The 21689-nt window shown below is 71.8% G+C and carries 19 protein-coding genes and 1 tRNA gene; 15 read left to right on the top strand and 5 right to left on the bottom strand.

Annotated features, from left to right (window positions below; all coding sequences use genetic code 11):
* Nucleotides 1-43: 43 nt before the first annotated feature.
* Complete coding sequence (locus TAE01_RS14540; protein ID WP_147067535.1) at nt 44-469, bottom strand: S1C family serine protease; 426 nt, start codon at nt 467-469, stop codon at nt 44-46.
* Between the two features lie 239 nt (nt 470-708).
* Between TAE01_RS14540 and rsmI the strand changes: the two genes are divergently transcribed.
* Both rsmI and TAE01_RS14530 read left to right on the top strand, forming a co-directional pair.
* Nucleotides 709-1539: a 16S rRNA (cytidine(1402)-2'-O)-methyltransferase gene (gene rsmI / locus TAE01_RS14535; protein WP_147067534.1), complete on the top strand. Its 831-nt coding sequence runs from the start codon at nt 709-711 to the stop codon at nt 1537-1539.
* A 152-nt stretch (nt 1540-1691) separates the two neighbouring features.
* Complete coding sequence (locus tag TAE01_RS14530; protein ID WP_147067533.1) at nt 1692-2117, top strand: OsmC family protein; 426 nt, start codon at nt 1692-1694, stop codon at nt 2115-2117.
* Between the two features lie 94 nt (nt 2118-2211).
* Here the strand turns inward: TAE01_RS14530 and TAE01_RS14525 are convergent, their stop codons facing one another.
* Nucleotides 2212-2646, bottom strand: a complete 435-nt coding sequence (locus TAE01_RS14525; protein WP_147067532.1) for an SRPBCC domain-containing protein — start codon at nt 2644-2646, stop codon at nt 2212-2214.
* A gap of 119 nt (nt 2647-2765) precedes the next feature.
* Between TAE01_RS14525 and metG the strand changes: the two genes are divergently transcribed.
* From metG to TAE01_RS14490, 7 genes are all read left to right on the top strand, one after another.
* Nucleotides 2766-4700 (top strand): methionine--tRNA ligase, encoded by a 1935-nt coding sequence (gene metG, locus TAE01_RS14520; RefSeq protein ID WP_246111370.1) that lies wholly within the window; start codon nt 2766-2768, stop codon nt 4698-4700.
* The gene (locus TAE01_RS14515) at nt 4697-5578 is read left to right on the top strand and encodes a TatD family hydrolase (protein ID WP_147067531.1); all 882 of its coding nucleotides are present in this window, start codon (nt 4697-4699) and stop codon (nt 5576-5578) included. The genes metG and TAE01_RS14515 overlap by 4 nt, the downstream gene beginning before the upstream one ends.
* 184 nt (nt 5579-5762) lie before the next feature.
* The gene (locus TAE01_RS21110) at nt 5763-6902 is read left to right on the top strand and encodes a resuscitation-promoting factor (protein ID WP_147067530.1); all 1140 of its coding nucleotides are present in this window, start codon (nt 5763-5765) and stop codon (nt 6900-6902) included.
* 132 nt (nt 6903-7034) lie between these two features.
* The gene (gene rsmA / locus TAE01_RS14505; protein WP_147067529.1) at nt 7035-7961 is read left to right on the top strand and encodes a 16S rRNA (adenine(1518)-N(6)/adenine(1519)-N(6))-dimethyltransferase RsmA; all 927 of its coding nucleotides are present in this window, start codon (nt 7035-7037) and stop codon (nt 7959-7961) included.
* A 30-nt stretch (nt 7962-7991) separates the two neighbouring features.
* Nucleotides 7992-8933 (top strand): 4-(cytidine 5'-diphospho)-2-C-methyl-D-erythritol kinase, encoded by a 942-nt coding sequence (locus tag TAE01_RS14500; protein WP_147067528.1) that lies wholly within the window; start codon nt 7992-7994, stop codon nt 8931-8933.
* A 175-nt stretch (nt 8934-9108) separates the two neighbouring features.
* Nucleotides 9109-10983, top strand: a complete 1875-nt coding sequence (locus tag TAE01_RS14495) for an ABC-F family ATP-binding cassette domain-containing protein (RefSeq protein WP_147067527.1) — start codon at nt 9109-9111, stop codon at nt 10981-10983.
* A gap of 141 nt (nt 10984-11124) precedes the next feature.
* A complete protein-coding gene (locus tag TAE01_RS14490) occupies nt 11125-11487 on the top strand; it encodes a VOC family protein (protein ID WP_147067526.1) in 363 nt (120 codons plus the stop codon).
* A gap of 40 nt (nt 11488-11527) precedes the next feature.
* Here TAE01_RS14490 and TAE01_RS14485 read toward each other — a convergent pair whose 3' ends face one another.
* Nucleotides 11528-12073, bottom strand: a complete 546-nt coding sequence (locus TAE01_RS14485) for a MarR family winged helix-turn-helix transcriptional regulator (RefSeq protein WP_147067525.1) — start codon at nt 12071-12073, stop codon at nt 11528-11530.
* Nucleotides 12074-12128: 55 nt separating this feature from the next.
* On the opposite strand from TAE01_RS14485, the gene TAE01_RS14480 reads away from it, so the two are divergent.
* Nucleotides 12129-13019, top strand: a complete 891-nt coding sequence (locus TAE01_RS14480; RefSeq protein WP_147067524.1) for a methyltransferase domain-containing protein — start codon at nt 12129-12131, stop codon at nt 13017-13019.
* A gap of 8 nt (nt 13020-13027) precedes the next feature.
* Here TAE01_RS14480 and TAE01_RS14475 read toward each other — a convergent pair whose 3' ends face one another.
* Nucleotides 13028-14509 carry a cryptochrome/photolyase family protein gene (locus TAE01_RS14475; RefSeq protein WP_147067523.1) on the bottom strand — a complete coding sequence of 494 codons (1482 nt, stop codon included), beginning with the start codon at nt 14507-14509 and terminating at the stop codon, nt 13028-13030.
* 452 nt (nt 14510-14961) lie between these two features.
* Between TAE01_RS14475 and TAE01_RS14470 the strand changes: the two genes are divergently transcribed.
* The gene (locus TAE01_RS14470) at nt 14962-16791 is read left to right on the top strand and encodes a sigma-70 family RNA polymerase sigma factor (protein WP_186815219.1); all 1830 of its coding nucleotides are present in this window, start codon (nt 14962-14964) and stop codon (nt 16789-16791) included.
* 124 nt (nt 16792-16915) lie between these two features.
* On the opposite strand, the gene TAE01_RS14465 is transcribed toward TAE01_RS14470, so the two are convergent.
* Nucleotides 16916-17521: a TetR/AcrR family transcriptional regulator gene (locus tag TAE01_RS14465; protein ID WP_147067575.1), complete on the bottom strand. Its 606-nt coding sequence runs from the start codon at nt 17519-17521 to the stop codon at nt 16916-16918.
* Nucleotides 17522-17891: 370 nt separating this feature from the next.
* Between TAE01_RS14465 and TAE01_RS14460 the strand changes: the two genes are divergently transcribed.
* The 4 genes from TAE01_RS14460 (at nt 17892) to TAE01_RS14445 (ending at nt 21655) form a co-directional block, all read left to right on the top strand.
* Entirely contained in the window at nt 17892-18743 is an 852-nt protein-coding gene (locus tag TAE01_RS14460; protein ID WP_186815218.1) for a class I SAM-dependent methyltransferase, read from the top strand.
* Nucleotides 18744-18868: 125 nt separating this feature from the next.
* Nucleotides 18869-18950: transfer RNA gene (locus tag TAE01_RS14455), tRNA-Gln, on the top strand.
* A gap of 207 nt (nt 18951-19157) precedes the next feature.
* A complete protein-coding gene (glmU, locus tag TAE01_RS14450) occupies nt 19158-20678 on the top strand; it encodes a bifunctional UDP-N-acetylglucosamine diphosphorylase/glucosamine-1-phosphate N-acetyltransferase GlmU (RefSeq protein WP_147067520.1) in 1521 nt (506 codons plus the stop codon).
* Complete coding sequence (locus TAE01_RS14445) at nt 20675-21655, top strand: ribose-phosphate diphosphokinase (protein ID WP_147067519.1); 981 nt, start codon at nt 20675-20677, stop codon at nt 21653-21655. The genes glmU and TAE01_RS14445 overlap by 4 nt, the downstream gene beginning before the upstream one ends.
* Nucleotides 21656-21689 lie beyond the last annotated feature (34 nt).

The raw sequence follows: 21689 nt of genomic DNA, 5'->3' as shown, positions 1-21689 counted from the left end.
CAGGCCCTTGCGGGAGCGGTCTCAGGGCCGGTCTCAGGGCCGGTCACGGAGCGGCCCCGAGCGTCACCGAGACCTCCACGCGGGCCCCGGCCCGCCACAGCACGAACGGCACGCGGTCGCCGGCCCGGTGCCTCAGGGTCACCAGGACGAGCTGCTCGACCGACGTCGCCGGCTCCCCGTCGACCTCGACGACGATGTCGCCCGGCGAGATCCCGGCCTGCGCTGCCGGACCCCCGGGTGACACCGCCGTGACGTAGAGCCCTCCGGGGGTCGACCCCGGGCTGGGGACGATGGTGGCCTGGGCGCTGAGGCCCAGGTCGGGGTGCCCGGCGCGGCCCGTGGAGATGAGTGAGTCGGCCACCGGCACGGCCACGGTCATCGGGATCGCGAAGCCCACCCCGACGCTGCCACCGCCACCGACGCCCTCGCTGTTCGGCGCCGTCGCGATGGCCGTGTTGACCCCGATCATCGAGCCATCTGGCCCGCGCCCGCGCCGCGACGGGGGCGTCCTCCGTGGTCGCCGTCGCAGGCGGGGGCGTCGCCGGCTGCTCGGCGTCCGGATGATCTGTCACGGGCTCTCCCGGGTCGTGTCGATGTCCTCAGGGTGCTGCTCGGGAGCACGTGGCCACCTCACCCGGCCGGGGTGACTCGGACCGGGCGACCCGGACGCGAGGCTCGAGGGCACGCGTCCGCTGGGAGGATGACGTCATGAGCACCGGAACCCTCGTCCTCGCGGCCACCCCGATCGGCGACCCACGGGACGCGGCGCCGCGGCTCGCGCACGAGCTGGCGACGGCCGACGTCGTCGCGGCCGAGGACACGCGCCGCCTCCGTCGCCTGCTCGCCGACCTCGCGGTCACGCCCGCCGGGTCGGTCGTCAGCTACCACGAGCACAACGAGGCGGCCCGCACCCCGGACCTCGTCGCCCGCCTCGTCGCCGGCGAGCGGGTCGTCGTCGTCACCGACGCCGGTATGCCGTCCGTGTCCGACCCGGGCTACCGTCTCGTCGCCGCCGCCGTCGAGGCGGGCGTACGCGTGACGTGCGTCCCCGGGCCGAGCGCCGTCCTCATGGCGCTCGCGGTCTCGGGCCTGCCGGTCGACCGCTTCTGCTTCGACGGCTTCCTCCCGCGCAAGCCGGGGGAGCGTGCCAAGGTCCTCGCCGAGGTCGGGGACGAGCGCCGCACCATCGTCTTCTTCGAGGCCCCGCACCGACTCGCTGAGACCCTGGCCGCCATGCGGGACGCCTTCGGGCCCGAGCGACGCGCCGCCGTGTGCCGGGAGCTGACGAAGACCTACGAGGAGGTCAGGCGCGGCACGCTCGAGGAGCTCGTCGCCTGGGCGCAGGACGGCGTCAAGGGCGAGATCACGGTCGTCGTGGCGGGAGCCGAGCGGGTGGTGCCCTCCCTCGAGGAGGCCGTTGCCGGTATACGCACTCGGGTCGACGCGGGGGAGCGGCTCAAGGACGTCGCGGCCGACGTCGCGTCGCGCACCGGGCTGTCCAAGAAGGCGCTCTACGACGCGGCGCTCGCCGCCCGCTGACCTCGCTTGGTGCGCCCCCCGGGAGCGGGGCCGCGCATCTCGTCAGGTGAACGCCGGCCGCGGCGGGGAACACCGGGTATGGCTGCTGTGGTTCCCACTGCGGAGGCCGGCGCCCGTCCGGCCCCGTCGACAGCACACCGAAGGAGCACGGCATGGCAACCACCCGCACCGCCAGCACGCACTGGGAGGGCTCCCTCTTCGAGGGCTCCGGACAGGTCAGCCTCGAGAGCTCGGGCATCGGCACCTACGACGTCAACTGGCCCTCGCGGGCGGAGTCGTCCAACGGGAAGACGAGCCCCGAGGAACTCATCGCCGCCGCGCACTCCTCGTGCTACTCCATGGCGCTGTCCAACGGCCTGGCCCAGGCCGGTACCCCGCCGACCACCCTCGACACGACGGCCAACGTCACGTTCGTGCCCGGCACGGGCATCACCGCGATCGCGCTCAGCGTCGTCGCCGACGTGCCGGGTCTCTCGGCCGAGGACTTCCAGGCCGCGGCCGAGGACGCCAAGGCGAACTGCCCCGTGAGCCAGGCTCTCAAGGCCGTCCCGATCTCGCTCGAGGCGCGCCTGGGCTGAGCCCGGCACGACCACGCCGACCGGCGCCGCCCCGACCGGGGGCGGCGCCGGTCGCCTTCCCGGGCAACGGGTTCGACGGGCCCGGGCTCCGGGGTCAGGTCGACTCGGCGGTCGCCTTGAGGGCGTCGAGCATCGACTGCCAGTGCTGCCCGAACTGGTCAGCCTGCTCCTGCGAGTCGTTGCCGTCCTGCTCCAGGGTCACGGTCGTCGGTCCCGCGTCGCCGTCGGCCCCGAGCGCGTAGGTCACCGTGTGGTAGTTCTCGGGTCGGTCCTCCTTGCCCATGAGCGGGCTGTAGTGCGTCACGGAGAGGCGGCGGGGGGCGTCGGCCTCGAGCACCTCCCCCGTGTCGCGGTAGGGCGTGCCGTCCATCTCGCCCTGCCACGTGATCGGGTTGCCGACCTGCCAGTCGGAGCTCACCTCGGTCCCCACCATCCACCGCCGGACGGAGTCCGGGTCGGTGAGCGCGTGCCACACCTGCTGCGGCGTGGCGTCGACGGTGACCTTCGCGCGTGCAACATGACCAGTCATCCTCCAGTCCTACCGCTGCGGCCCTCTCGACGGGGCGTATGCCGTGTGCCTCCTTGGCAGGCGTGCGCCGGCGGGGACGCGCGCGCGGCCGCCACCGCCGCCCGCCTAGGATTCACGGCATGAGCAATGTCCTGTCTGCCGTCGCCTGGCCGTACACCAACGGCCCGCGCCACATCGGCCACGTGGCCGGTTTCGGTGTGCCCTCCGACGTCTTCAGCAGGTACATGCGGATGGCGGGCCACGACGTCCTCATGGTGAGCGGCACCGACGAGCACGGCACACCGATCCTCGTCCTCGCCGAGGAGGAGGGGCTGAGCCCGCAGCAGCTCGTCGACAAGTACAACGCCGTCATCGCCCAGGACCTCACCGACCTCGGCCTGTCCTACGACCTCTTCACCCGCACGACGACGCGCAACCACTACGCCGTCGTGCAGGAGATGTTCCGCCAGGTCCATGCCAACGGCTACATGGTCGAGCAGACGACGCGCGGCGCGATCAGCCCGTCGACGGGCCGCACGCTGCCCGACCGCTACATCGAGGGCACCTGCCCCATCTGCTCCTTCCCGGAGGCCCGCGGCGACCAGTGCGACAACTGCGGCAACCAGCTCGACGCCGACGAGCTGATCAACCCCCGCAGCAAGATCAACGGCGAGACGCCGGAGTTCATCGAGACCCAGCACTTCTTCCTCGACCTGCCCGCCCTCGCCGGCGCGCTCGGGGAGTGGCTCGACGGGCGTGAGGCGTCGGGCACGTGGCGGCCCAACGTCATCAAGTTCAGCAAGAACCTCCTCAAGGACGTCCGGCCGCGCGCCATGACCCGCGACATCGACTGGGGCATCCCCATCCCGCTCGAGGGCTGGGAGGACAACCCCAGCAAGCGCCTCTACGTGTGGTTCGACGCCGTCATCGGCTACCTGTCCGCGTCGATCGAGTGGGCACGGCGCGTCGGCGAGCCCGAGCGCTGGCGCGAGTGGTGGAACGACCCGTCGGCCGTGTCCTACTACTTCCAGGGCAAGGACAACATCACCTTCCACAGCCAGATCTGGCCGGCCGAGCTGCTCGGCTACGCCGGTCGCGGCGACAAGGGGGGCGAGCCGGGTGGGTACGGCACCCTCAACCTGCCCACCGAGGTCGTGGCGAGCGAGTTCATGACGCTCGAGGGCAAGCAGTTCTCGACGTCACGCAAGCACGTCATCTACGTCCAGGACATCGTCGCGCGCTACGGTCCGGACCCGATCCGCTACTTCATCTGCGCGGCGGGGCCCGAGAACCAGGACGCCGACTTCAGCTGGGCCGAGTTCGTCCAGCGCAACAACAGTGAGCTCGTCGCCGGCTGGGGCAACCTCGTCAACCGCACCGCGGCCATGATCGCCAAGAGCTTCGGCGAGATCCCGCAGCCGTATGCCGTCGAGCCCGTCGACGAGGAGCTGCTCGCCACCGTGCGGGGGGCGTTCGCGACCGTCGGCGCCTCCCTCGAGCGGCACCGCCAGAAGGCCGCCCTCGGCGAGGTCATGCGCGTCGTCGGCGAGGCCAACGCATACGTCAGCAGGACCGAGCCGTTCAAGCTCAAGGGCGACGACGAGCGCGAGCGGCTCGCGACCGTGCTGCACACGCTCGCCCAGGCCGTCTCAGATGTCAATACGCTCATCTCACCCTTCCTGCCCCATGCGGCGAACCGCGTCCACGCCGTCCTCGGGGGCGAGGGAGAGTTCATGCCGATGCCCCGTCTCGAGGTCGTGCGCGACCTCGACGACGACACCCGCAGCTACCCCGTCATCACGGGTGAGTACTCCTCGACGCCGCGGTGGGAGTCGCGGCCCGTCGTCGTCGGGACGCCGATCGCGAAGCCGTCGGGTGTCTTCGTCAAGCTCGACCCGGAGCAGGTCATCGAGGACGAGCGGTCGCGCCTCGGCGATGCCGGCCCGGGCGGGACGCGGCACCACACAGACCCCCTCGCCGCGCCGAAGATGGCCAAGCCCAAGGGGTCGGTCCAACCGGCTGCCGAGTCCCGTCCCGAGTCGTCCGTACCGGCCGACGAGGCCCCGGGCGCATGAGCCCCGCCGCGTCGGGGCAGCGGGGCCTGCCGGAGACCCTGCCGGACCCGCTGCCCATCGACGTCGTCGACAACCACGTGCACCTCGACATCACGCGCGAGGGTGACGAGCCGTTCGACGTCGCCGACGCGATCAAGGCGGCGCGCGCCGTCGGGGTGACCCGCCTCGTGCAGGTCGGCTGCGACCTCGACGGCATCCGTTTCACCATGGACGCGATCGCTGCCCATGACGAGCTCGTCGGGGGAATCGCCTTGCACCCCAACGAGGTTCCTCGGCTGGCTGCCGCCGGCGAGCTGGAGGCGGCCTACGCCGAGGTCGAGCGTTCCGCCGCGCACGACCGGATCCGCGTCATCGGTGAGACCGGCCTCGACTACTTCCGCACCGGGCCCGAGGGTGTCCCCGTCCAGCAGGACGGCTTCCGCTGGCACATCGACCTCGCGAAGCGGCTCGGCAAGGCCCTGCAGATCCACGACCGTGACGCCCATGCCGACGTCCTGCGCATCCTTGAGGAGGAGGGCGCTCCCGCCCACACGGTGCTGCACTGCTTCTCCGGCGACCTGGCGATGGCGAGGGAGTGTGCCGACCGCGGCTACTACCTCAGCTTCGCGGGCACCGTGACGTTCAAGAACGCCCGCAACCTGCGCGATGCCCTGAGCGCCGTCCCGCTCGACCGGATCCTCGTCGAGACCGACGCGCCCTACCTCGCGCCCGTCCCGCACCGGGGCGCCACCAACGCCTCGTTCCTCGTCCCCGTGACCGTCCGGGCCATGGCCGCCGTGCTCAACCTCGACGTGCCGACGCTGTGCCGGCACGTGTCCGAGAACAGCGAGCGGGTGTACGGTCCCTGGGGCGCGGAGCGGGTCGGACAAATCGCCTAGCGCACCACCGACGTCACGTCCAGCAGGACGTCCTGCCGTTACCGAAATTTGACCTTGCCGTCGTCGATCGGTCACTGTGGACGACTGTTGGCCGGTTGCCACCCCGCATCGACCTCCTCCCGACGACGTGAGGAGGACGGATCGAGAGCGCGTTGCACCCGGGTAGTTCGACGTTCGGAGTGTTTTGATTTCTCGCAACGCCAAGATCCTGGCGGCCGCCGGCGCGGCTGTCGTCCTCACCGGTGGCGCCGTCGGCGCGGCCCAGCTCGACAAGTCCGTCAACCTCTCGGTCGACGGCACGGCGAGCACCGCACACGTCTTCGGCAGCACGGTCGCCGACGTCCTCGACAGCCAGGGCATCACCACCAAGCCCGGTGACGTCGTCGTGCCCTCGGCGGACTCCTCCATCAGCGACGGGCAGACGATCATCGTCAAGTACGCCCGGACGCTCACGCTCACGGTCGACGGCAAGACCCGGCAGCTGCGCACGACCGAGACCACGGTCGACGGGGCGCTGCTCGCGCTCGGTCTGCGCGGCGACGGCGCCCGCCTCTCGGTCTCGCGTTCTCAGACGATCGGTCGCCAGGGCCTCGCCCTGACCGTCGTGACGCCCAAGGCCGTCACGGTCACCGTCGACGGCAAGACGACGACGAAGACCATCGCCGCCGCGAGCGTCGGCGAGGCCCTGACCCAGCTCGGCGTGCGCGTCGGCAAGGACGACAAGGTCAACCCCCCGGTCACCACGCCGCTGACGTCCGGCCTCAAGGTCGCGATCCAGCGCGTCCAGACCAAGGACCAGGACGTCACCCGGGCGATCCCCTTCGGCACGACGCAGCAGAAGACGGGCGACCTCTACAGCGACCAGACGAAGGTCGCGCAGGCCGGCGTCGCCGGTGAGCGCACCGTGACCGTCCGCTCCATGGTCGTCGACGGCAAGGTCATCTCCACCAAGGAGATCTCCTCCAAGGTCGTCAAGGCTCCGGTCGACCGCGTCCTGCTCGTCGGGACCAAGGCCCGCCCCGCCGCCGCCCCCAGCACCACCTCGACGACGACGGCCACGCGCTCGACGTCCGGCGCCGGGCTCAACCTGGCCCGTGCGTCGATGTGGGACTCGATCGCCCAGTGCGAGTCGACCGGCAACTGGCACATCAACACCGGCAACGGCTACTACGGCGGTCTGCAGTTCCTGACCTCCACGTGGCTCGCCTACGGTGGCGGCGACTTCGCGCCGCGCGCCGACCTCGCCTCGCGAGAGCAGCAGATCACCGTCGCCAACCGCGTCTACGCCGACAACGGCACGTCGCAGTGGCAGTGCAAGGCCTGACCTGACGCCAGGCCTCGACACGCGAGAAGCCCCCGACCACCTGGTCGGGGGCTTCCGCGCGTTCGGGGCACCCGGCCGGCCGGACGGCATACGCCCTCGGTCGGGACGCCGCGGGCGCCATAGGGTGGGCGCATGACGAAGAAGGACGCCGCGCCCGACGTCGCGGACGCCGCGCTCCTCGGGGCGGCGCAGGTGCGCGAGCTCGCCGAGCGGCTCGACGTGCGACCGACGAAGCAGTGGGGCCAGAACTTCGTCGTCGACGCCAACACGGTGCGCAAGATCGTCCGGGTCGCCGGGGTGGGACCGCGCGACGTCGTCGTCGAGGTCGGACCCGGCCTCGGCTCGCTGACGCTCGCGCTGCTGCCCGTCGTCAAGCACGTCACCGCCGTCGAGGTGGACCCGCGACTGGCCGGGGCGCTCGAGGAGACCGTCCGCTCGCTCCAGCCGGAGAACGTCGACAAGCTGCGACTCGTCGCGGCCGACGCCCTGACCGTCACCAAGCTGCCGGGTCCCGACCCGACGGCCCTCGTCGCCAACCTGCCCTACAACATCTCGGTGCCGGTCGTGCTCTCCTTCCTCCAGCACTTCCCGACGCTCGAGCGGGTCCTCGTCATGGTGCAGCTCGAGGTCGCCGAGCGCCTCGCGGCCAGGCCCGGCAGCAAGATCTACGGCGTCCCGAGCCTCAAGGCGGCCTGGTACGCCGACGTCGAGCTCGCCGGCCGCGTCGGGCGCAACGTCTTCTGGCCGGCGCCCAACGTCGACTCGGGACTCGTGTCGTTCCGCCGCCGCAAGCCCCCCACGACGACGGCGACCCGCGAGGAGGTCTTCCGCTGCATCGACGCGGCGTTCCTCCAGCGGCGCAAGGCACTCCGCGGGGCGCTCGCGTCGTGGGCCGGCTCCGCGGACGCCGCCGAGCAGGCGCTCGTCGCCGCGGGGGTCGACCCGCGCACCCGGGGCGAGCAGCTCGACATCACGACCTTCGCCCGGATCGCCGAGGCGCGTCCGTCCGGCGCCGCCGAGGCGAAGCCCCGGGTCCGCCGTCGGGGCCATACGTCCTGACGCGGACCGACCGGCGCCTAGGGTGGGCGCATGACTGTCGCTCCGACTCTGCCCGGCGCGGTGACCGTGCGGGTCCCGGCCAAGGTCAACCTCGAGCTGCGGGTGGGACCGCGCAGGCCCGACGGCTTCCACGCGCTCGCGACCGTCTACCAGGCGGTGTCCCTGCACGACGAGGTCTCCGTGGCGCGCTGGGACGACTGGCAGGTCGTCGCCGCAGGCGCCTACGCCGACCGCATCCCGACCGACGGTGACAACCTCGCCGTCCGCGCCGCGCGCCTCGTCGCCGACCGCTGGTCGGTCGACGAGCGCCTGTCGATCCGCATCGACAAGGACATCCCCGTGGCCGGCGGCATGGCGGGCGGCTCGGCCGATGCCGCCGCGACCCTCGTCGCGTGCGACCAGCTGTGGGGCCTCGGCCTCGACCGCGACGAGCTCGCCGAGCTCGCCGCCACGCTGGGCAGCGACGTGCCCTTCATCCTGGCCGGCGGCAACGCGATGGGCTCGGGGCGCGGTGAGCAGCTCGCGCCGGTCCTCGCCCGGGGCACGTTCCACTGGGTCTTCGCGATCAGCGACACGGGCCTGTCGACCCCCGAGGTGTATGCCGAGTGCGACCGCCTGCGCGAACGCGAGGGGGTCGACGTCCCCGAGCCGCACGTCAGCTCCGAGCTCATGGCGGCGCTCCGCTCGGGTGACCCGGCCCTGCTCGGCGCGGCCCTGCACAACGACCTCGAGCCGGCCGCCTTCTCGCTGCGCCCCCAGCTGCGCGAGCTGCGTGACGCCGGCGTCGAGTTCGGCGCCCTGGGCGGGATCGTGTCGGGATCCGGCCCGACGGTCGCGTTCCTCACCGAGAGCCACGAGGCCAGCCTCGACCTGTCGGTGTCGCTCGCGGCCTCCGACCTCTGTCGCGACCTGCGCCGGGCCAAGGGCCCGGTCCACGGCGCCCACGTCGTGCAGTCCCCGCGCGGGGACTGACGCCCCGGGCCGGTGCGTCCCGTCCGACCCCGTCCTCGGGCCACGAGCCGTGGGGGCGGCTCACCGACGCCCGAGTGCTGCGGCCCTCGTGAGCCGGTCCGGCGTCGCTGAGCGGGCTCGGGCCCGCTGAGCGCGATTCGGTGCGTGCTGGCGCAGGCCGTAGTGTCAGGCAGCGATGGCAAACCTGATCTCCCTCGAGCGCGTCTCGCTCGTCTTCGGCACCTCCCACGTCCTCGACGACGTCAGCCTCGGCGTCCTCACCGGCGACCGCATCGGCGTCGTCGGCGTCAACGGTGGCGGCAAGTCCACCCTGCTGCGAGTCATGGCCGGACTCCAGGAGGCCGACTCCGGTCGCATCACCAAGCAGGGCGGCGCCGACGGCATCCGCATCGGCATGCTGAGCCAGGAGGACGCCCTCGACCCCGAGTGGACGATCCGTGAGGCCGTGCTCGGTGACCTGCCCGAGCACGTCTGGGCCGGCGACCCCCGCATCCGCGACGTCCTGACCGGCCTGCTCGGCGGCATCGGGGCCGAGAACGTCGGCGGCCTCGACAGCCGCGTCGGCCCGAAGTCCGGCGGTGAGCGCCGCCGCCTCGCGCTCGCCCGGCTGCTCGTCTCCGACCCTGAGCTGCTCCTGCTCGACGAGCCGACCAACCACCTCGACGTCGAGGGCGTCGCCTGGCTCGCCGACCACCTAGCGACGAAGCGCCCGCGCCCCGGCAACGCGACGGTCGCCATCACCCACGACCGGTGGTTCCTCGACGCCTACGCGACCCTGACGTGGGAGGTCGAGAGCGGCAAGGTCAGCGCCTTCGAGGGCGGCTACGCGGCATACGTCCTCGCCAAGGCCGAGCGCGACCGCATGGCCGGCGTCATCGCCGACCGTCGCTCCAACCTCATGCGCAAGGAGCTCGCCTGGCTGCGCCGCGGCGCTCCGGCGCGCACGAGCAAGCCGAAGTTCCGCATCGACGCCGCGAACGCCCTCATCGCCGACGAGCCGGACCCTCGCAACAGCGTCGAGCTCGCGTCGTTCGCGAGCCGTCGCCTCGGCAAGGACGTGCTCGACCTCGAGGACGTGACCGTGTCGGTGGGGGAGCCGCCCCACGAGCGGCGCCTGCTCGACCACGTGACCTGGCGGCTGGCGCCGGGGGAGCGGATCGGCATCGTCGGCGTCAACGGTGCCGGCAAGTCGACGCTGCTGCGCGCCCTGACGGGCGAGATCCCGCTCGCCGGCGGCAGGCGCAAGATCGGCAAGACCGTCGCCATCGCGCACCTGACCCAGGAGGTCCGCGAGCTCGAGCGCTTCGAGCAGTGGCGCGTCATCGAGGCCATCGAGGACGTCAAGCAGTGGACGACCCTGGGCGACAAGGAGATCAGTGCGAGCCAGCTCGCGACGCGGCTCGGCTTCCCCGGCGGCCGACAGCAGTCGCGCGTCGGCGATCTCAGCGGGGGCGAGCGACGCCGACTCCAGCTGACCCGCCTGCTGCTCACCGAGCCCAACGTCCTCATCCTCGACGAGCCGACCAACGACCTCGACATCGAGACCCTGACCTCGCTCGAGGACGTCCTCGACGGCTGGGCTGGCACGCTCGTCGTCGTCTCGCACGACCGCTACCTGCTCGAGCGCGTGGCCGACAAGCAGCTGGCGCTCCTCGGCGACGGCAAGGTGCGCGAGCTGCCCGGCGGCGTGGAGGAGTACCTCCGGCTCCGGGCGGCCGACATCGCGAGCCAGACCGCGCGCATCGCGTCGGCATCGGCATCGACATCGGCCCCGACCTCGAGTGGTGGTGCAGGCGGGTCCGGTGGCGCGGTCGCCTCCACGACGACGGCGAGCCCCGCCGAGGTCCGTGAGGCGCGCAAGGTCATGGCCCGGGTCGAGAAGCAGCTCTCGCGCCTGCAGGACCGCGAGGAGCGCCTGCACGGAGACATGGCGGAGAAGGCCACCGACCCCGCCGCCCTGGCCGACCTCAACGCGAAGCTGCAGGCCGTCGTCACCGAGCGCGAGGAGCTCGAGCTCGAGTGGCTGGAGGCCGCCGAGGTCGTCGGCTGACCCGCGCCTGGGCCCATCTCCCGCAACACACCGAGCACGTTGCAACCCACCGTGCTCCAGCGCCGGCGGGTTGCCCGCTGCTCGGTGTGTTGCCGGGGTGGGGGTCTTGAAAGTATCTTGATATCAAGATACTTTCGCTGCATGGAGATGACCTTGCACCACGTCCAGGTGTCCGGTCCTGCCGGGTGTGAGGACGCCATGCGCGCCTTCTACGTCGGGGTGCTCGGCATGACCGAGGTGGCCAAACCCGAGCGCCTCCGCGCCCGCGGCGGTGCGTGGTTCCGGGCTGGAGCGGCCGAGATCCACGTCGGGATCGAGGACGGTTTCACCCCCGCCCGCAAGGCGCACCCGGGCGTGGCCGTCGCCGACGTCGAGGCGCTGGCACGGGTCGTCGAGGCGTCGGGCGCCGCCGTCGTGTGGGACGACTCCATCCCCGGGTTGCGCCGCTTCCACACCGCGGACCCCGTCGGCAACCGGCTGGAGTTCCAGCAGGCCGCGTCGTGATCGAGCCGGGTCGTCGTCCAGGTGCAGGGCCTCTGGCGACCTATCGGGTCTCGCGCGTCTCGCGCGTCTCCCGCGTCTCCCGCGTCTCCAGGGGTGCGAGCATGCGGCGCAGCAGGTCGGCCAGCTGCGCGCGGTCGGCGGCCGAGAGCTCGGACAGGAGCGACTTCTCCTGCTCGATGAGGTCGGCCATCGCCGAGTCGACGACGTCGCGTCCGGCCGGGGTGAGGCGCACGAGCACCCCACGACGGTCGCCCGGGTCGGGGTGGCGCCCCACGAAGCCACTGCGCTCGAGGCGGTCGACGCGGTTCGTCATCGTGCCCGACGTCACGAGCGTCTGCTGCACGAGCTGCCCCGGCGAGAGCTCGTACGGCTCTCCCGCCCGGCGCAGGGCCGAGAGCACGTCGAAGGCCCACCCGTCGAGCAGGTGCTCGGAGAAGGCCGACCCACGCGCCAGGTCGAGCCGGCGCGCCAGTCGCGAGACCCGGGAGAGGACCTCGAGCGGCGAGACGTCGAGGTCCGGTCGCTCCCGCCGCCAGGCCGCGACGATCTCGTCGACGTCGTCGGCGGGCCTGCGGTCGGCGCTCATGCCCCAACCCTAGTCGCCGTCAAGAGTCTTGACATCGAAAGAAACCGAGGACGCCATGACACTCTCACCCGACCGACCCATCCCACCCGACGGTGCCGCGAGCGACACCGCCCCGGGGGACCCGGTGGCAGGCTCCCGCGCGACGGACGCCGCCTGGGACCCGAGGCAGTATGCCGTGTTCTCCGGACACCGCGGTCGGCCCTTCGCCGACCTCGTCGCCCGCGTCGACGCGACCGCCCCGACGCTCGTCGTCGACCTCGGCTGCGGTCCGGGTGAGCTGACCCTGGGTCTCGCCGAGCGCTGGCCCGGAGCGCGAGTCGTCGGGGTCGACAGCTCCCCCGAGATGCTCGAGCGGGCCCGTGCCCAGGACACCGCCGGTCGCGTCGAGTGGGTCGAATCGAGCGCGGAGGACTGGGACCCCACCGAGTGCGGTGCGCCCGTCGACGTCCTCGTCACGAACGCCACCCTGCAGTGGGTGCCCGGCCACCTGCGCCTCATCCCGACGTGGGTCCAGAGCCTGGCGCCGGGCGGGAGCTTCGCGATGCAGGTGCCCTCCAACTTCGACGCGCCGTCGCACCGGCTCATGCGTGAGGTGGCGGCGCGGCACCCCCGCGCCGCCGACCTGCAGCCCGGCCTCGACCGCGCGCGTGCCGTCGCCCACCCGGAGACCTACGCGGCCCTGCTGCTCGGCCTCGCCCCGGAGGTCGACGTGTGGCAGACGACCTACCAGCACGTCCTCCCGGCCGAGGTCGACGCCCCGCACCCGGTGCTCGAGTGGGTCCGCGGCACGGGCCTGCGCCCGGTGCTGGGCGTGCTCGACGCCGACGAGCAGGAGCGGTTCGTCGCGGACTACGAGCGGGAGCTCGACACGGCATACCCCCGCAGGTCGTTCGGGGTGCTCTTCCCCTTCACCCGCACCTTCGCCGTCGCGCGCACCCCCGGCTGACGGGTCGGTCAGGGTGGCGCGTCGCCGCGCTGGCGCTCCTGCTCGACGACCTGGGCGAGGTCGGCGAGACGGTGGCGCTGCTGGAGCGGCCGAGCCATCCGGTGGTTGCCCTCGAGCCGCCCGGCGTTGCGGTCGAGGTAGGCCCAGTAGCCCGCGGTGAAGGGGCAGGCGTCGTCACCGACCCGCTTCTTCGGGTCGTAGCGGCAGCCGCCGCAGTGGTCGCTCATCCGGTTGAGGTAGGCCCCGCCCGAGACGTACGGCTTGGTCGCCATGGCCCCGCCGTCGGCGTGCTGGCTCATCCCGACGACGTTGGCCGGCATGACCCAGTCGTAGCCGTCGACGAACCGCGACTGGAACCACTCGGTCAGGGCGTCGGGGTCATAGCCACGCTGGGCGGCCCAGTTGCCGAGCACCATGAGCCGTGGGATGTGGTGCACCCAGCCGCGGTCGCGCACCCCCTCCAGCGCGTCGTGCAGGCACGCGGCCTCGACGGCGTCGGCGTCGAGGTGGTCGAACCAGTCCGGCAGCGGGGTGCGCGCCTGCAGGGCGTTGCGCCGACGGTAGGTGGGTCCGAAGTGCCAGTAGAGGTGCCAGACGTACTCGCGCCAGCCGATGACCTGGCGGACGAAGCCCTCGACCGACGCGAGGGGGACGTCGCCGTCGTGGTAGGCCTGCGCCGCCCGGTCGACGACCTCGACCGGGTCGAGCAGACCGAGGTTGAGCGGCACCGACAGGAGGCTGTGCGCCATGGCCCAGTCGCCGCGGAGCATCGCGTCCTCGTGGGGTCCGAAAGCCCCGAGCCGGTGCGTCACGAAGCGGTCCAGCGCGGCGAGTGCCTCGCGGCGCGTCACGGCGAAGACCCGTGGCCCGTCGTCGCCGACGGGGGAGATGACCCCGTCGCGGGTCCACCGGTCGAGGTCGTCGCGCACCTCGGCATCGATGTCGTCCTCGCGCGGTCGGTAGGGCGGCGGCACGTCGAGGTGGTCGACGCCCCGCGGCGGCGGCTCGCGGTTGTCCTCGTCGAACGACCACCGTCCCCCGACCGGGCGGTCGCCCTCGACGAGGAGGTCGAGCCGCTGGCGCTGGAAGCGGTAGAAGTCCTCCATCCGCAGCTGCCGGCGGTCGCCGGCCCACCGGGCGAACTCGGTGCGGGCCAGGCTGTACCCCGGTGTCGGGTCGACCGACTCGACGATGCCGGACTCGAGCAGCCGTTGCACGAGGCGCTCGGCGGCATACGACGTCGGCTCGTGGACCCGGACGGGCTCGCCGAGCTCGCGTAGCGCCTCGGTGTAGGTGTCGGTGCGCAGCAGCACGGCGGAGTCGCCGAGCTCGGCCGCCCGGTGGCGCAGCGCCGACAGGACGAGGTGCAGCTTCTGGCGGTGGAAGGGACGCTGGGTCAAGGCCCGACGGCTCTCGACGAGCAGCACGCCGTCGCGGCCCACGTCGAAGTGGGGGCCGAGCTGGTCGGCGAACAGCCAGCGCTTCGTCACCGGCCCATCATGGCCGAGAGGTCTGACCGGAGCGGTCAACAGGTGTTCTGAGGGCGGTCACGGGCGGGTCTGGTTGACGCCGGGAGACCCGTGCCAGCAAAAAAACTCCGCCAATTTCTGGCATTTCGCCCCATTTCGCAGAACTGTGTCATGAAATGGGCCCTGGCACGTCATACAGATGACGCCACCGCAGGGGTCTCCCGCTTGGTCAGGGGAGGGAGTGACCTCTTCGGTTGTCTTCGGTGGTGCCGCCAGGTTTCGTCCTTCCGCGTGGTTTCGTGGAGGGGACCATTCGGAAGGACGGAACCTGCCCACCTGCTCGTGCCCACGGCTCGGGATGGACTGTGCCGCGTCCGGTTCGTCCCGATGGTGCGGGCGCCGCGCTTCGACTCGACGCCGGCCGCCCGGCTTGGCAGACTGGCCCGTACCGGGGCCAGTGGAAGGGCGAAGGGTTGTCGGCAGACGCGACCTTGTGGTCGAGCGAGGCGTGGGCCTCGTCCCCTGACGCCCACCTCCTCCTGCGCACCCGGGAGGGCTCCGCCGAGGCGTTTGGCGAGCTGTGGCGTCGTCACCTGCCTGCTGCGTATGCCGTCGCCGGGCGTCACCGGGGGCGCTCGGCTCCCGAGGACGTCGTCGCCGAGGCCGCCGCCCGCGTGCTCGGCCTCATCCGCGAAGGACGAGGGCCCGTCGAGAACTTCCGCGCCTACTTCCTGTCCGCCGTGCGCACCGTCGCCATCGACCAGGGGCGCCGTGACCTGCGCGTCGTGCCCGCCGAGGCCGACGACCTCGAGGCGCTCGCTGCACCGCACGAGGACCACCTTGCGATCATCGCCGCGGACGAGGAGGGGGTCGCACTGGTGCGACAGGCCTTCGCCGGCCTCTCCGAGCGGGACCAGCGGGTCCTGTGGCACACCACCGTCGAGGGCGCGGCGCCGCGCGCAGTCGCGCCCGCCCTCGGGATGACCGCCAACGCCGTCAGCGTCCGCGCGATGCGGGCGCGCGAGTCGCTGCGGGCGCTCTACCTCGACGCCCGCGCCCAGCGCGGGCTCGCGGGCGCCGACTCCGACGAGTGCCGCTGGACGGTCAACCATCTCGGCGCCCTCGTGCGAGGACGCCTGCCGAAGCGCCAGACCGAGCGGGCCGAGGCGCACGTGGCCGGCTGTCCCCACGCGGCGGCCATCGCCGACGACCTGCGCCTGCTCCACGAGGGCTTCCCGGCCCTGCTCGTGCCCCTGGTGCTCGCGGCGGGTCTCGGCACGCCGGGCTTCGTCGGCGTCGCCGCGTTCGCCGGGTTGTCCGGGGGAGCCGCGGTGACCTCGAACGCTCCGCCGGCCGGCCCGGCCGGCCCGGCCGGCCCGGCCGCGTCGGGTGCGTCGGGTGCGTCGGGTGCGTCGGGTGCGTCAGGTGCGTCAGGTGTCGGGGTCGTCGCGGAGGTCGCCAGCCAGGTGACGGCCCTGGTCGCTGGTCTCGCCGTTACGGCAGCGGTGGCGGGCGCCCTCGCGTTCCCGGCCACTTCTGGCGCCGTCCCGTCCGCGGCGTCGGTGCCATCACTCTCCGTCACCTCGTCTGCGGTGCCGGGCGCGAACCGGCCGAACCCGGCGTCCGGCCCGACGTCCGCGTCGTCCCGAACGGCGGACCCGTCGACCGGGGCGCCCTCACCCACTCACGACCCCCTCCGGAGGGTGAGTGCGACGGCCACCCATCCGGCGCCCGATCTGACGGAGATGCCGTCCGCGGCGTCGGCTTCGGTGGGCAGGTCTGCAGGCCCCGGGGTCGCCGGCACGGCCTCGCCCGGAAGGCCGCCGGGGGGTCCCAGCGTGAGCCCGGGAGGCGGCTCGAGCACCTCGACCCCGACCCGGCCGTCGACGGGCCCGGTGCCGGCAGGTGGATCGCCGTCCCCTTCTCCCACCAGCCCGGCTCCGCCCCCGACGACGCAGGTACCCCCGCCTCCGCCTCCGGGGGGCGGCGCACCCGCGGTGGCGGTGCTACTCGTGTCAGCGGGCGACCCGGCGCGACTGTCGGTGAGCGTGCGCAGTCGCGTGGCCGGCTCGCTCACGGTGCGCGTCAGCAACGCGTCCGGCTCTGGCGCCCTGACCGTGCGCAACTCCAGCTGGTCGTGCGGGCAGGCGGGGGCTTGGTCGGTGCAGTGCTCCGGAGGCCGCGGTCAGGTGCTGCTCGACCAGTCCGGCACGGACGGTCCCCATGCGGTCCTCGTGCGCGTCACCGACGCGTGGGGTCGAACCTGGACCGAGACTTGCCGACCCACCCGACGAGCCAACTGACCGCCCAGCTGGCGACGCCGTACGCGTCGCAGCGCGACGGACTGGGGCGCTGATCGAGTGGCTGTTCCGTCCGTCCGTCACGAGGGGAGTGGCCGGCACGGCCGGGAGGCGCTCGGCCGGTGGGTCAGCGGTGGGGGACGGTGACGAGCCGGGGTGCCCGGTCGAGTCCCGACAGGCCGTTCCAGGCGAGGTTGACGAGGTGAGCGGCCACCTGGTCCTTCTTGAACTTACGGCGGTCGAGCCACCACTGTCCGGTCAGCGCCACCATCCCGACGAGCATCTGGGCGTGGATCGGCGCGGACTTCGGGTCGAGGCCCCGCTGCTTGAACTCGGCGCCGAGCAGGTGCTCGACCTGCACGGCGACGTCGCCGAGCACGCTTGCGAACGACCCCGTCGACTGCCCCGGCGGGGAGTCGCGCACGAGGATGCGGAAGCCCGCCGGGTCGTTCTCGATGTAGTCGAGGAGCGCAAGGGTGGCCCGCTCGAGCAGGACCCGTGCACCCTCGGGCTCCTCGAGGGCTGCGCTGATGCCGCCCATGAGGGCCTGGATCTCGCGGTCGACGACGACGGCGTAGAGGCCCTCCTTGCCGCCGAAGTGCTCGTAGACGACCGGCTTGGAGACGTTGGCCTTGGCGGCCACCTCCTCGACGGTCGTGGCCTCGAAGCCCTTGTCGGCGAAGAGCTTGCGGCCGACGGCGATGAGCTGCTCGCGTCGCTCCGGTCCGGTCATTCGGGAGCGCGGGCGGGAACGGTCGGCTCGGTCGGCGGTCACGGCACCATTGTGCAGGGCCGAGGGTCTGGGACGAGCAGGCGTCGACCACGTCCGCGACGACGGGTGGCTACGTGACGGCGAGGTGGCCCGCCTCGAAGTGCGCCCACGTCGGCTGCATCCCCCGACCCGGACGGAAGTGGATCGGACCACGAGCCGACCGCTCGTTGTTCGCTTCGTCGGCCCGGCCTGCAGCGCGGTCGCCGATGCGCGCGGATCTCGGTCCGGTCGCACGACAAACGGGGTAGCGTGATCGGCACGTGCTGAAGACCAGCGTTTTCGACAGGCACCACCCGCGGGGGCGGCTTGGGGGGCCCGGTGAATGGGGGACATGGCGACGATGCAGCAGAACGACACCGCAGCCCGGCTGTCACTGCGCCGTGGGGCGGGTGCCCTCATGGCCCGGGCGTCGCGCAAGCTGGCCGCCATGGCGAATGCGGTCGAGTGGGAGAGCCCCGCCGAAGCGGTCCACTGGGGTCAACGGATGCCGCCGCGACGTCTACGAGATCATCTGTGCGGGACGGTGTTCCTCCTGGACGACTTCTACGTTCAGTCCGCGGTCGTCGAGGCAACGAGGCTGAGTGCGCAGTTGGGTCACCTGCCCGGCACCGCCGTCCTCGACGTCGGTAGTGGCCTCGGTCGACTCGTCACGGGAATGCTCATCGAGTTCGGAGACGACGTCGACTACCTCGGGATCGAACCGAATCGCGAGTTCTACGAGTGGTGCGTATCCCACCTAGAGAGCGAGCACCCGTCGTACCGCTTCCGCCACATCGACATCGCGAGCGAGCTCTACAACCCGCAAGGGGCGGTGGACGGTGCCGAGGTCGTGCTTCCCGTGCCCGATGCGAGCATCGACGTCGTCTACTGCTGGGGAGTGTTCACGAATGCCATCCCGGCCCACGTCGCACGCTACATCTCGGAGTTCGCTCGGGTGATCCGTCCAGGCGGGAAGGTGTTCTTCACCGCGTACGTGGAGGATGACTGCCCGGAGGTGACGTTCAATCCCGAGGATTACGTGCCCTTCGATCTCATCGTCCCCCTGCACGTCGTCCGCTACAGCACCGAGTGGCTGGACGATCAGCTCCGCACCCACGGCTTCCAGGTGCTCGACCACCGGTACCACGGCGGGATGTTTCCGATGCAGAGCGAGTACACCGTCAGCCGGACGGCCTCGTCCTGACCGGTCCGCAGGGCGGTCAGGACGAGGCCGTCCCGTGTGAGGGGGCGCTGTGGGGCGCGCCGCCCCGATCCGGGTGACCCTGCACTACCCTGTGCACGTCCCGAATGCTGACGGCGCTGGGACGTTCCCCGGTTGGTCTGCCGGTAGGGCCCGCCTGACTTTGAATCAGGACAAGCGACGCAGGTTCGACTCCTGCCCGGGGAGCCATGTCCCGTGCAGGGTCATCGGCGATGGTTGTCGGCAATCACCATGGGGTCCACGACGCCTAGAGGCGCGTGTGAAGGACGTCACTCGTCGACTTCCGGGCGTCGGTGCGGCCGAAGGGCTCGCGAGTAGAGTGACTGCCGGCGCGTGACGAGCGAGCCGCTCGGGACATTTCCACCCGAGGCACCCGATCCATAAGGAGCTGCGCCCGTGAGCGATCCGCGGCCGACCGCCGTGATCGTCCTTGCCGCCGGTGAGGGCACACGCATGAAGTCCACGACCCCGAAGGTGCTGCACACGATCGGTGGTCGGAGCCTCGTCGGTCACGCGATCCGCGCCGCGCGTGGGGCCTCTCCGGAACGCCTCGCGGTCGTCGTGCGGCATCAGCGCGAGCGTGTCGCCGAGCATGTCTCGGCGCTCGACGAGGACGTCATCATCGTCGATCAGGACGAGGTCAAGGGAACCGGGCGTGCCGTGGCCTGCGCACTGCAGGCGCTGCCCGAAGGGCTCACGGGCACCGTCGTCGTCACCTACGGAGACGTGCCGCTGCTCGCGTCGGAGACCATTCTCGAGCTGACCGCGATGCATGTCGAGGGTGGCGACGCCATCACGATGATCACGGCGGCCCTCGCCGACCCCACCGGCTACGGACGGATCATCCGGGGGGCGGACGGCGTCGTCGAGGCCATTGTCGAGCAGAAGGACGCGACGCCCGAGCAGCGATCGATCACCGAGGTCAACAGCGGGATATACGCCTTCGACGCCGAGTTCCTCAGGGAAGCGATCGACCAGGTCGAGAGCGACAACGCACAGGGCGAGATGTACCTCACCGATGTCGTGGCCATCGCGCGGCGCCAGGGACTCGGTGTCCGTGCGGATCTCGTCGACGACGTCTGGCAGACCGAGGGCGTCAACGACAAGGTGCAGCTCGCCCGCCTCGGCGTCGAGCACAACCGCAGGACCGTCGAGCAGGCCATGCGTGACGGTGCCATCGTCATCGATCCGGCCGCGACCTGGATCGACGCCGACGTCACGATCGGACCTGACACGGTGGTTCACCCGAACACGCAGCTGCACGGTGCGACGACGATCGGCTCGGACTGTGTCATCGGCCCGGACACGACGCTGACCGACTGCGAGGTGGGCGACTCGGCGTCCGTGGTGCGGACCCAGGCCACGCTCGCCGTAGTCGGCGTGGGCGCCTCCGTCGGCCCCTTCTCCTACCTCCGTCCGGGCACCAGGCTCGGGGCACGGGGGAAGATCGGCGGCTTCGTCGAGACGAAGAACGCCGTCATCGGCGAGGGTGCGAAAGTCCCACACCTGACCTATTGCGGTGACGCGACGATCGGCGCAGGCGCGAACATCGGTGCCGGCACGATCTTCGCCAACTACGACGGCGTCGCCAAGTCGCACACCACGGTCGGCGCGCACAGTTTCGTGGGCAGCGACTCGGTGCTCGTCGCGCCGGTGACGATCGCTGACGGTGCTTACGTAGCAGCCGGATCCGCCGTGACCCGTGACATCGGGGCTGGAGAGCTCGGGATCAGCAGAGCCCCGCAGCGCAACGTCGAGGGCTGGGTGGCGAGGCGCCGTCCCGGCACCGCGACCGAGGCCGCCGCAGTGCTGTCGTCCGAGTCCGCCGCGGAGACCGATGCCGAGCTCCCGGCCGTCGCGGGGGCTGCGGTCGAGAACGACCAGCCCACCACCGACACGAAGGACGCCCGACGATGAGCGGCATCAACAAGACGACCGAGAAGCACCTCATGGTCTTCTCCGGCCGGGCGCACCCGCAGCTCGCCCAAGAGGTTTCCGCGGCGCTCGGCACCGACCTCGTGCCCACGTCGGCCTACGACTTCGCCAACGGTGAGATCTACGTGCGCTACGAGGAGTCCGTCCGCGGCTCCGACGCCTTCGTCATCCAGAGCCACACCGCTCCGATCAACGAGTGGATCATGGAGCAGCTCATCATGATCGACGCGCTCAAGCGGGCCTCGGCCAAGCGCATCACCGTCGTGCTGCCCTTCTACGGCTACGCCCGCCAGGACAAGAAGCACCGCGGTCGCGAGCCGATCTCGGCCCGGCTCATGGCCGACCTCTTCAAGACGGCCGGCGCCGACCGGCTCATGGCGATCGACCTGCACACGGCCCAGATCCAGGGCTTCTTCGACGGTCCGGTCGACCACCTCATGGCCATGCCGATCCTCGCCGACTACGTCGGCAAGAAGTACGGCCACCTCGACCTCGCCGTCGTCTCGCCCGACGCCGGCCGCATCAAGGTCGCCGAGGACTGGAGCTCGCGCCTCGGCGGCGCCCCGCTGGCCTTCATCCACAAGACGCGCGACATCAACCGGCCCAACGAGGTCGTCGCCAACCGCGTCGTCGGTGAGATCAAGGGCCGCACCTGCGTGCTCGTCGACGACATGATCGACACCGCCGGCACCATCACCAAGGCCGCCGACGCGCTCATGGACCAGGGCGCGGCGAGCGTCATCATCGCCGCCACGCACGCGATCCTCTCGGGCCCGGCCGTCGACCGACTCAAGGCCTGCAAGGTCGAGGAGGTCATCGTCACCAACACGCTCCCGATCCCCGACGACCGCCGCTTCGACAAGCTCGAGGTCCTCTCCATCGCGCCACTCGTCTCGATGGCGATCAGGGAGGTCTTCGAGGACGGCTCCGTGACGAGCCTCTTCGACGGCAAGGCCTGATCCGGCCGCGCGCACGACGAGGGCGTATGCCGTG

The sequence above is a fragment of the Terrabacter aerolatus genome, assembly GCF_007991735.1.
GTDB classification, from domain to species: Bacteria; Actinomycetota; Actinomycetes; order Actinomycetales; family Dermatophilaceae; genus Terrabacter; species Terrabacter aerolatus.
The sequence above is the reverse complement of the archived record's forward strand: the minus strand, read 5'-3'. Positions and strand labels throughout refer to the sequence as shown.

Bases quoted from the DNA above. Each gene is read 5' to 3' on its own strand.
- TAE01_RS14540 (WP_147067535.1), bottom strand. From the start codon at position 469: ATGATCGGGGTCAACACGGCCATCGCGACGGCGCCGAACAGCGAGGGC.
- rsmI (WP_147067534.1), top strand. From the start codon at position 709: ATGAGCACCGGAACCCTCGTCCTCGCGGCCACCCCGATCGGCGACCCA.
- TAE01_RS14530 (WP_147067533.1), top strand. From the start codon at position 1,692: ATGGCAACCACCCGCACCGCCAGCACGCACTGGGAGGGCTCCCTCTTC.
- TAE01_RS14525 (WP_147067532.1), bottom strand. From the start codon at position 2,646: ATGACTGGTCATGTTGCACGCGCGAAGGTCACCGTCGACGCCACGCCG.
- metG (WP_246111370.1), top strand. From the start codon at position 2,766: ATGAGCAATGTCCTGTCTGCCGTCGCCTGGCCGTACACCAACGGCCCG.
- TAE01_RS14515 (WP_147067531.1), top strand. From the start codon at position 4,697: ATGAGCCCCGCCGCGTCGGGGCAGCGGGGCCTGCCGGAGACCCTGCCG.
- rsmA (WP_147067529.1), top strand. From the start codon at position 7,035: ATGACGAAGAAGGACGCCGCGCCCGACGTCGCGGACGCCGCGCTCCTC.
- TAE01_RS14500 (WP_147067528.1), top strand. From the start codon at position 7,992: ATGACTGTCGCTCCGACTCTGCCCGGCGCGGTGACCGTGCGGGTCCCG.
- TAE01_RS14495 (WP_147067527.1), top strand. From the start codon at position 9,109: ATGGCAAACCTGATCTCCCTCGAGCGCGTCTCGCTCGTCTTCGGCACC.
- TAE01_RS14490 (WP_147067526.1), top strand. From the start codon at position 11,125: ATGGAGATGACCTTGCACCACGTCCAGGTGTCCGGTCCTGCCGGGTGT.
- TAE01_RS14485 (WP_147067525.1), bottom strand. From the start codon at position 12,073: ATGAGCGCCGACCGCAGGCCCGCCGACGACGTCGACGAGATCGTCGCG.
- TAE01_RS14480 (WP_147067524.1), top strand. From the start codon at position 12,129: ATGACACTCTCACCCGACCGACCCATCCCACCCGACGGTGCCGCGAGC.
- TAE01_RS14465 (WP_147067575.1), bottom strand. From the start codon at position 17,521: ATGACCGGACCGGAGCGACGCGAGCAGCTCATCGCCGTCGGCCGCAAG.
- TAE01_RS14460 (WP_186815218.1), top strand. From the start codon at position 17,892: ATGGCGACGATGCAGCAGAACGACACCGCAGCCCGGCTGTCACTGCGC.
- TAE01_RS14445 (WP_147067519.1), top strand. From the start codon at position 20,675: ATGAGCGGCATCAACAAGACGACCGAGAAGCACCTCATGGTCTTCTCC.